This is a genomic window from Candidatus Binatia bacterium, assembly GCA_036493895.1.
In the GTDB taxonomy this organism is placed as follows: domain Bacteria; phylum Desulfobacterota; class Binatia; order UBA1149; family CAITLU01; genus DATNBU01.
In genome coordinates this window covers 20,086-30,101 of record DASXOZ010000073.1, presented here as the reverse complement: position 1 = coordinate 30,101, position 10,016 = coordinate 20,086, and the positions used below count along the sequence as shown (strand labels likewise).

General features: G+C 68.2%; 8 protein-coding genes. 7 read left to right on the top strand and 1 reads right to left on the bottom strand.

Annotated features, from left to right (window positions below):
- The 4 genes from VGK20_17630 to VGK20_17615 form a co-directional block, all read left to right on the top strand.
- The coding region (locus VGK20_17630; protein HEY2775867.1) for an AMP-binding protein at positions 1-816 on the top strand (816 nt) is incomplete at its 5' end.
- A 1-nt stretch (position 817) separates the two neighbouring features.
- Entirely contained in the window at positions 818-1,906 is a 1,089-nt protein-coding gene (gene galK, locus VGK20_17625) for a galactokinase (GenBank protein HEY2775866.1), read from the top strand.
- 71 nt (positions 1,907-1,977) lie between these two features.
- Positions 1,978-2,619, top strand: a complete 642-nt coding sequence (locus tag VGK20_17620) for an exopolysaccharide biosynthesis protein (GenBank protein ID HEY2775865.1) — start codon at positions 1,978-1,980, stop codon at positions 2,617-2,619.
- A 171-nt stretch (positions 2,620-2,790) separates the two neighbouring features.
- On the top strand, positions 2,791-4,377 hold the full coding sequence (locus VGK20_17615) for a DUF6600 domain-containing protein (GenBank protein HEY2775864.1): 1,587 nt from the start codon (positions 2,791-2,793) through the stop codon (positions 4,375-4,377).
- Positions 4,378-4,397: 20 nt separating this feature from the next.
- Here VGK20_17615 and VGK20_17610 read toward each other — a convergent pair whose 3' ends face one another.
- The gene (locus VGK20_17610) at positions 4,398-4,889 is read right to left on the bottom strand and encodes a peroxiredoxin (protein ID HEY2775863.1); all 492 of its coding nucleotides are present in this window, start codon (positions 4,887-4,889) and stop codon (positions 4,398-4,400) included.
- A 187-nt stretch (positions 4,890-5,076) separates the two neighbouring features.
- Here VGK20_17610 and VGK20_17605 point away from each other — a divergent pair, with 187 nt between their 5' ends.
- The 3 genes from VGK20_17605 to mscL all read left to right on the top strand — a co-directional run bounded on the left by VGK20_17605 (position 5,077) and on the right by mscL (position 9,980).
- The gene (locus VGK20_17605; GenBank protein ID HEY2775862.1) at positions 5,077-8,415 is read left to right on the top strand and encodes a vWA domain-containing protein; all 3,339 of its coding nucleotides are present in this window, start codon (positions 5,077-5,079) and stop codon (positions 8,413-8,415) included.
- 13 nt (positions 8,416-8,428) lie between these two features.
- Positions 8,429-9,394, top strand: coding sequence for a cation diffusion facilitator family transporter (locus tag VGK20_17600; GenBank protein ID HEY2775861.1), 966 nt, complete (start codon positions 8,429-8,431; stop codon positions 9,392-9,394).
- A gap of 136 nt (positions 9,395-9,530) precedes the next feature.
- Complete coding sequence (mscL, locus tag VGK20_17595; GenBank protein ID HEY2775860.1) at positions 9,531-9,980, top strand: large-conductance mechanosensitive channel protein MscL; 450 nt, start codon at positions 9,531-9,533, stop codon at positions 9,978-9,980.
- The last annotated feature ends 36 nt before the right edge of the window (positions 9,981-10,016 follow it).

Sequence of the window (10,016 nt, the reverse complement as noted above, 5' to 3'; positions counted from 1 at the left end):
GGGCTGCGCGCCGCAATCGAGGCCGAGCCCGGGCGCTGGAAGCTCGAGCACCTCGCGCGCGTCACCTGCGGCGGTTCGGCTCCGCCGGTCTCGCTGATGCGCTGGTTCTGGGACCGGCTCGGGGTCGAGATGATCCAGGGCTGGGGCATGACCGAGACCAACCCCCTCGGCACGATTTCGCGCAAGGTGGCCAAGCGCTCGCAGCGTGGGCTTTCCACCGACGAGCACTTCGCGAACGCATGCAAGGCGGGTCTTCCGCTTCCCGGTCTCGAGATCGAGATCGTCGACGAGAACTGGCAGCCGCTGCCTCACGACGGCAACACCGTCGGCGAGCTCTTGATTCGCGGCCCCTGGATCGCGAGCGAGTACTATGCCAATCCCCAGCCGGAAAAATTCCACGACGGCTGGCTCGTCACCGGCGATGTCGCGAAGATCGACGCGGAGGAATACCTGATCATCGCCGACCGCAGCAAGGACCTGATCAAGAGCGGCGGCGAGTGGATCTCTTCGGTCGACATCGAGAACGACATCGTCGCGGTGCCGGGCGTTGCCCAGGCCGCGGTGGTCGCGCAGCCGCATCCGAAGTGGGACGAAAGGCCGGTGGCGCTCGTCGTGCGCTCTCCCGACGCGATCGTCACTGCCGCGCAGGTCACTGCGCATCTCGCGCAGTCATTCGCGAAGTGGCAGCTGCCGGACGAGATCCTGTTCGTCGAAAGCCTGCCGCTCACTTCGACGGGCAAGCTCGACAAGAAGGTGATCCGCGCCGACCTGCACGACCGCGGCTACCGCCTTCCCGACCTTCGCGGCGGCCTCTGAGGTGGCCCGCCTCGTCGCACCGAGGAGCCGCGAGGCCCTGGAGCGGCGCACGGCGGGTGGATTCGAGCGACGTTTCGGCCGCAGCGCCGAATTCGTCGTCTCGGCGCCGGGTCGCGCCAACCTGATCGGCGAGCATACCGACTACAACAACGGCCTCGTGCTGCCGTTCGCGATCCAGAGGCGAACGGCGATTGCCGCCGCGCCTCGTGCGGATCGCACCGTGCGCGTCGCCAGTGCCCTGGCCGAAGGAGACGTGACGATCGATCTGGACCGACCGATCCACCGCAGCTTGCCGCGGTGGGGCGACTACGTGCGCGGCGTGCTCGCCGAGTGGATCGCCGCGGTTGGGCCGTTGCAACGTGGTTTCGACGCGTGGATCGATTCGGACGTTCCGGTGGGAGCGGGCCTGTCGAGCAGCGCTGCCCTCGAAGTGGCAACGGCGAACCTTCTCGAATCGAGCGAAGGCACGGCCATCGCACCCGAGGCCAAGGCCGGCCTCTGTTGCCGCGCCGAGCACCGCTACGCCGGCGTTCCGTGCGGGATCATGGACCAGATGGCCTCGGTGCTGTCCGACGGAACGCCGCTGCTGATCGACTGCCGCGACCTTGGCTGGCGCCCGGTCGCGATTCCCGCCGGGCAAGTTCAGATCGTCGTCGTCGATTCCTGTCTTTCCCACGATCTCGGCCAGGGCGAGTTCGCACGACGTGTGGCCGAATGCCGCGAGGCGGCGCGCCTCCTTGACGTCGCGTCGCTGCGCGAAGCCTCGCGTGAAGCCGTCCTGGGTCTTTCCTCGCGCCTTCGCGCGAGGGCGCTTCACGTGCTCGACGAAAACGCGCGCGTGCTGGCCGCCGTCAACGCCATCCAAACGAACGATTGGTTGCTGCTCGGCGCGATCCTCGATGCCGGACACGCTTCGTTGCGCGATCTCTATGAAGTGAGCCGACCGGAGATGGATGCGCTCGTTGCGTCGCTCAGGCTTGCCGGCGCCCTCGGCGCGCGCATGACGGGAGGCGGTTTCGGAGGCTGCGCGGTCGCGCTGTTTCCGGCGCAAATCGACGTCGGCGAGGCGCTGGTCGCGGCGGCCATCTGACAACCCGGCGAGGCTGCGCATTTGCCGCGTGATGCCTGCGCCCGATAGAAGACGGCGCGGCAAACGGCGCGATGTCCGAGATCGTTCACCCCCAGCCCGGCGACTTCGTTCACGGACACCGGTTCAGCGAGACACTGCGCAACATCGAGCGACGCGCGGAAGACGGACCGGTGTCGGTCGGCGAGCTGTTCGCGATCTGCGGCCCGCAAGGACACGCCTTCGCGGCCATCTTCCTCGTTCTGCCGTTCCTCCAGCCGTTGCCTCTGCCGGGACTGTCGAACGCGATCGGCATCGTGCTCGCGATCATCGGAGTGTTCGTTGCGCTCAGAAAGCCGCCGTGGCTTCCGGCGCGCCTGGCCGGCATGACGGTCGAGCCGGACGCGGTGCGACGTATCTGCGCCCGGCTGGAGAAGCTGCTCTCGCGCATCGAAAAGTTCGTCCAGCCGCGTGCCCAGTGGCTGTTCGAGCGGCGCTGGTTTCGGGTGACCAATGCGGTCGTCTGGATCGTCCATGCGCTGGTGTTTTCGCTGCCGCTGCCGATCCCGCTGACGAACTTTTTCCCCGCCACCGTGATCCTGCTGATGGCGGTCGGAATCCTCGAGGAAGACCTGCGCTTCGTGCTCCTCGCCTACGCGGGCGCCGTGGCCAACGTGATCTTCTTCGGTGCGCTCGCGGCGCTGCCGGCCGTCGGCTGGCGCGCATTTTCGTCGTAGGCCCCGGTCAAATTTGCGAACGGCGCCGCGCCTTTGACGGTTTCCTCTTGCACGGGACGGCAAAGCGCGGAAGGTTCTGGACCGCATCCGATTGAAGGCGGATCACCCGGCCGCGTCGAAACGGGCCGGCAGCGGCAGTTGGGAAAAACGTTGCTCCCGGGAGCCATTCGAATGAAATCCGTGCGTCCCTTTGGGCGTTCCTTCTTTCGTCCCTGCGTGCGCCCGTGCGCGTCCGCGGCGATCTTTCTCGCTGCGCTGACGCTTTGCGCCGTATCGAGCCTGGCGTTGCCGCAGCGCGCGGCGGCGTACTACGAAGTCGACGAATCGGTGTTCCGCGATGCGCTCTCGAGCCAGGGCACCTGGGTTCAGACCGCCGATTTCGGCTGGGCGTGGTACCCGGCCTACCGGCCGGCCGGATGGAGGCCGTACACGCTCGGCCACTGGGCCTGGACGGACGACGGCCAGTGGCTGTGGGTTTCCGACGAGCCGTTCGGCTGGGCGACGTATCACTACGGGCGCTGGTACCTCGATCCTGCTTACGGATGGATCTGGATTCCCGGCAACGTGTGGGCTCCGGCCTGGGTAGACTGGCGCGAGTGTGACGATTTCATCGGCTGGGCTCCGCTCGGCCCGTGGGTGTACTGGGACGGCGGCTCCTGGCACCACGATCGCTGGCACGACGGCGATCATCATGATCACGACGGCGATCATCACGATCACGGCGGCGATCACCACGATCACGGCGGGGACCGCCGGCACGACAGCCATGCGGAAACTGCCGCGTTCGACCAGCGTCGCGCCGAAGAGCAGGACCGCAACTACTGGAACTTCGCGCATAAGCGCGACTTCACGAGCACGCGCGTCGATCGCGTGCTCGTCGATCGCACGCACGTGGGCGATGTGTACGGGCGCTCGCGCGAGCTCGCGCCGGACCAGACGGGCCACCACTTCTCGCGAGGCATCGACCCGCGCACGATCGAGCATGCGACGGGCCACCGGATCACGCCGGTGCGCATCGAGGACCGCAACTCGCCGCCGGCCGGCGCGCACGGGCGTGGAGCGCCCGACGAGGCGTCGCACGGACGCGTTCGCCTGTTCCGGCCGGACGTCCACGGATCGCCCGATGCGACTGCGCACGACCACGAAGGCCGCGGTGAATTGATGAAGCCGTCGTTCGACGAGCGGCACGGCAACATCGAGAAGCCGACGTTCGACGAAAGGCCAGGCGAGCGCGTCGGTCCGCGAGGTGGCGCGGTGGAGACGCGGCAGCGCGAGGAGTCGCACGGGCACACTCGCGGAGAAGCCGGCCGCGCCGGCGGAGAAGCCGGCGGCGCAGGTGGAGAAGCCGGCCGCGCAGGTGGAGAAGCCGGCCGCGCCAGTGGCGCTGAGGGAACGGTGAGCGAGCCGCGCGGCGGCGTCGGCAATCCCCACCACGCGGGCGGGCCCGATTCCGTCGGCGGTCACGGTCATGTTTCGCCTCCGGTTCGCGCAGTGACGCCGCCCGCGCATTCCTCGGCGCCTGGCTCGGCAATCGAAGGCGGTGCGTCCCACGGCGTCGCAGCCCACGATTCCGGCGGCGTGCACCGGCCGGTCCCCGTGATGCATGGCAGCGGTGTGAAATCCGGCGGATATGTCAGCAGCGGAGCCCTCGCTCCGCCGATCGGTGGCGGGGGCGGTGGGCCGATGGGCTCGGTGGGCAGCGGCCTGAACTCCACGTTCGGCCGCGTCGGCGGCGCCATGGGCGGAGGCCACCGCTGACGCCTCGGTGCGGCGCTGGCTCAGCTCACGAGCGCGAGCACTTCGTCGGTGTGCGTTGCCGGATCCACCTTCGGCAGCACGTGGCGGATGATGCCGCTCTCGTCGATCACGTACGAAATGCGCCGCGCGTTCTTTGCGCCGGGACTGTCACAGGCACCGTAGGCCATGCCGATCTCCCGCTTCGTGTCGCAAAGGAGGGGGTACGGAAAGCGGAACTTCTCGGCGAACGCACGGTTTTCGGCGACCGAGTCGAAGCTGACGCCGAGAATCAGGGCGCCGCGGCGCACGAACTCCTCGTGTCGTGCGCACAGGCCTTTGCCTTCGACGGTGCATCCCGGAGTGTCGGCTTTCGGATAGAACCACAGGATCACCTTGCGGCCCCTGAGATCGGCCAGACCGACGGTGCTGCCGTCATGGGCCGTCACGCGAAAATCGGGAGCGGTCGTCCCGGGCTCCAGCAATTTGGCCGGCGAGCCGGCTCCTCCGAAAAGCATTCGCAGCAGACGTTGCATTTTCCTACTCCGTCGAAGCGGTCGCTGGGTCTCGCTTGGTGGCTCGTGGTCCGTCGCGGGCCGCTCGATCGGCACAGCGCCGGGCGGCCCGCTGCAGAATGCAGCATGGGCGCAGTTCTCTTGCCAGTTCGCCAGCCCGCTTCTACGCTCCGGTGACGGCTGGCCCCCGCGCATCCGGAGCGAAGTGATGAAAGCAGACGGCGGATGCGAGACGCGATCCGGCGCGGGCGGCAGCAGCCCCGTCCTCGCGCGTCGCTGCGCAGCGCTCGCTGCGGCCGCCGCAGCAGCAGCGCTGTCCGTCGCCGCTCCGGCCCATGCCGGCCGCGGCTGGATCGAGGATCCCACCGGACGCAGCGGCCTGCAGGTCTCCTTTCGCGACCAGCCTTCGTACGAGGATCTCGCCGAGACCGAAGCCGCGCTGCAGCGCACGGCGTCGATCCTGTGCGATGCGACCGAAGGCCAGGTCCACATCGACAGGATCCGCCTGCTTTCGTCGCCCGAGAGCGCGGACCTGGCAGCACTGTGGATCCATGACGGCGAGGCGGCCTCCGGAGGCCCTTACGATGCGGGAGGAAACGACCTGCACCGCCTCGGCGCCCACATGGACGTGTTCTCGTCTGCGCGGCTGAGGCCCGACCGGCTCGCGCACCTGCTCGCCCATCACATGTTCGGCCTCGGCGACCAGTACGACGACCAGCGTCGTCGTGGTGGAGCCTGCGGCATCGGGCCGGGCTTCGAGAAGGGCCAGCTCGACGAAAAGAATCATTCGATCATGCAGGGTGCCGGTGGAATGCGCTGCAGCGAAGGTGCGCTGCTCGGGCAGGACTGTCTTCGCGACGACGAATGCGCGGGAGCGCCGTGCAAGGCCGTGCTCGCGAGCGAGTTCAGCACTCCCGAAAACCACGACCTGCTGCGCGGCGACGCAACCGCGTGCCCGCGGCCGAATCCTGCGACGCGCATCCGCTTCGTCGGCGTCCTGCCGTCCAGGGCCGAGCCGCAGAGCGCTCTGGATGCGACCGATTTTCTTTCGGCGCGCGCCACTTCGGCATGGCACCAGGAGGTTGCGCTGCTCGGCAGCTCGGGGACGCCGCCGGGCCTGCGTCTCGAGTTTTTCCTCGCGCATCCTTCGCGGCTCGCCTGGCAGCTCACCGTTGCGGCCGATGCTTCGGAATTCGGCGGCCCGAAAGGAAAGCTCGCCGTTCTTCGCTCGTGGACGATGACCTTCCACGACAATTTTTCGCTCGCGACCGTCGAGCCGCCCGACCTTCGCCTGGTGCTGCCGCCGACCCAGGGCCGCGGTCCTGCCGAGACGGCCATCGATATCGGAACGCGCAATCCCGATGCCGCCGGCAGCCCGGGACAAGGCTACGACGGATTGCAGATGGTCGCGGCCGGAGCGCCGCGAGTAAGCGTCACCTTCGACGGAGTCGCCGGCTGCGGCGAGCAGTGGTGCGCGTCGAGCTGGAACTCCAGTCGCGGCCGCTGGGAGCTGAGCGAACAGAGCCTGCTGCACCACGGTGCCAGCGACTGGCAGACACTGACGACGAACTATCCGTTCCTCGTCGCTCCGCAGGGCACGGTCAACGAGGATGCGCCGGCATCCTGCGATGCGCCGGTGCACTTTTATGCCGACGTCATGGGTACCGACCAGGTCGTTTTCGTGCTCGATACTTCCCGGAGCATGGGCATGCGCGTCGACGGAAAGCCCGGCGAGGTGTGCGCGAACAGCGCCGACGACGATGCCGACGGCGAGACGGACGAGGCCGACTGCGCGGACTCGCGCCTCGAGTACGAGCGCATCGCGGTACGCGGGTTCCTGGCGCTCGCATCCAACCCCAAGCTGCAGGTCGGGGTGGTCGCGATGCAGACCGACGCCGAGACCGTCAGCGAAGTGCGCGATGCTTCGGGCGGGCGCGGAGGCGTTCTTTCGGCTGTGCTCGCATCGCTCAAGGCCGAGGGCGACACCGCCGTCGGCAGCGCGCTGGAGAAAGCCCAGGAGGCGCTGGCCAAAGTCGAGCACACCGGTCGCAGCCGCACGGTGATCCTCATCAGCGACGGCGTGAACAACGTCGGAGTCGTGCCAGGACAGGAGGAGCGCAAGCTCGACCCCATCCTCTATCGCGTTGACACGGTCGCGATCGGGCACGCGGCCGACGGACTCGGTCTTTCGGCGATCGCGGCGCGAAGCGGAGGTCACGCGTTCTCGGCAATGCAGCCGACCGCGGTACCGGGCATCCTGGCCGAGCTCGCTGCGCACGAAACGGGAAATGCCCTGGTGCTCGCGCGCACCGATTTCGACCTTGCCGCGCCGGCCACGGGCGCTCCGCGCGACACGCCCGCGATCCGCGAGTTTCCGATCGACGTCGAGGAAAAAGCCCACGAGCTGGAGATTTTCCTCGGTACCCGCAACGACAGGATCGACGACTGGCGCCTGCTCTACGAGCTGGTCGGTCCCGATGGAGAGCGGCTCGACGAATCCTCGCCGCAAAGCCACTCGGAGCGGGGATTTTCGGTGCTGCGAGTCCCCGAGCCGCGGCCGGGGCGCTGGCTGCTGCGAGTGATGCCCGGTGCGCACGCACTGCAGAAGAACGAGGTCCTCGCGTTCACGGTGCAGGACAACGCCGATCTTTTTGCCGACGCCGATCCGCGCCTCGCGTCGGTCGCGCATCCGGTGCACTTGTCGGCGCGCACCGCCTACGTGACCGACATCGACGGTGACGTCTCGGTGCAGGGCAGCGTTCGGCGCCCCGACGGCAGCGAAGTGCCGGTCACGTTCGCGCGCGATCCGATCACGCAGGACTGGGGAGCCGACTTCAACGGCTTTGCCGGCCGCGGTCTCTATGAGGTGCGCGTCGCCGCGGCGGTTGCAGCCCGCTCCCAGCCTGCCCTCGGCGAGCCGATCTTTCCCGGGCCGGCAAGGGCACTGGTGCGCGTGGTTCCGTTTGCGCGCGTCACCACCGCGTCGTTCTTCGTCGCCGACGGTCCTTGGCCCGCGTGCAGCAGCGACGATTGCGACGAGGACGGCCTTCCCGACCGTCTCGAAAACGTCAATTGCCCCGACGACGTCGATGGCGACGGCATTCCGAACCGCTATGACGCCGATTCGGACAACGACGAGATCTTCGACGGCGAGGAAGGCACTGCGGACCTCGATCACAACGGCGTGCCGGACTTCTGCGACCCGGAAAAGACGCCCGACTCGCTGTCGGCAGTGATCGATGCCGAGGAAGCCGCGCGGGCCGGTGCCTGCGACGCCGACGGCAAGGCCTCTCGCGACAGCCTGCGGTTTTCGCTGTCGGCTCTGCGGCGCATCGTCCAGGTCGTTCGCACCAGGCCGGGAATCCCCCCCGAGGTGCGGGCAGACCTGGTTTCAGGCCTCGACAAAGTCGTCGGCATCAAGAAGCAGGCGGTCGTCATCGCCGACGTGCTGCCGGAATTCTGCCAGAAGTACCAGGGCCGCCTCGACGAGGCCCTCGCGATCGAGCGGGACCTGCGAGTGCGTGTCGATCCGTATCTCGTGAAGTGACAGACTGAAGGCCATGGCGACGGGCGGCACCGGGGGGCACGCGGCGCACGGCGGTCAGGTCGCGTCGGTGGAGATCTGCAGCGACTGCGAGATCCATTCTCCGCGCGACAGCCAGCAGCGGCGCCGCTCGGCCTCGCGCCTTTCGTTCGCGCTCGTGCTGGCCGCCGTCTACATGGTCGCCGAAGCCGTCGGCGGATGGGTCACCAATTCGCTTTCGCTGCTGGCCGACTCCGGCCACATGCTTTCGGACGTTGCGGCTCTCGGAATTTCGCTGGCCGCGATGCGTGCGGCGACGCTCGCGCCGACTTCGTCGCGTACGTACGGCTACCATCGCGCCGAGGCGCTGGCGGCCCTCCTCAATGCCGTCGCGCTGGACGTCGTCGCGGTCATCATCTGCTGGGAAGCGTTCCGCCGCCTTTCGAGCCCTCCGGAGGTGACCGCGGGCATCGCGTTGCTGATCGCGACCGGCGGCCTCGTCATCAATCTTGCCGGTCTTGCCGTGCTTCACGGCGACCACGATCACGGGCTCGTCGTGCGCAGCGCATGGCTGCACCTGATCGGGGATGCGCTCGGCAGCGTCGGCGCGATGACGTCGGCGGCGCTGATCTCGCTCTACGGATGGCGGTGGGCCGACCCCCTGGCCTCGCTGCTGATTGCGTTGCTGATCGTGCGCTCGGCAACGACGCTGTTGCTGGAGACCCTCGGCGTGCTGATGGAGGCGGCTCCCCATCACATCGACGTCGACAGTCTTCGCCGCCAGCTCGAAGGGATCGGCGGCGTCACCGGCGTCCACGACCTGCACGTATGGACGATCACGTCGGGAATGGACGCGCTGAGCGGCCACGTCGTCGTCGCTGCGCACGCCCGCGGCCGGGACGTGCTGGCCGGGGCGCGCGTGATGCTGCACGAGCGCTTCGGCATCGATCACGTCACGCTGCAGCTCGAAGACGAGCTCTCCGGGGATGACCCCGTCGGGTGATCCCGTCCACTCGCGGCAACCGCGCATTGACAGCACCGCGAGGGCTGTGACATCGAAGGCTGCGCGAGGCCACTCCGGCGCGCGGGCGCCTTTTCCGCCCGCGGTGCGCAACCTGCTAGCCACGAAGGAGTCAGCAATGTTCAAGGAATTCCGTGATTTCGCGATGCGCGGCAACGTCGTCGACATGGCCGTCGGCATCGTCATCGGCGCGGCGTTCGGCAAGATCGTCGCGAGCATGGTCTCGGACCTGCTGATGCCGCCGATCGGGCTGGTGCTCGGCGGCGTCGATTTCAGCAATCTTTTCGTCGTGCTGCGGACCAATGCCGCCAAGCCCGGGCCGTTCCTGTCACTGGGCGATGCCCAGGCCGCAGGGGCAGTGACGCTGAACTACGGGTTGTTCATCAATCAGATCGTCAGCTTCACGATCGTCGCGTTTGCGCTGTTCATGGTCATCAAGGGCATGAACTCGTTGCGCCGCGAGGATCCCCAGCCCGCGCCGGCCGCCACGGAGAAAGACTGTCCCCAGTGCGCGACGCGGATCCCGCTCGCGGCCAGGCGCTGCCCGCACTGCACGTCGCAGATCTGACGGCAGGACGTTCCTGTCCTGCCTCGTTCGCGCTCG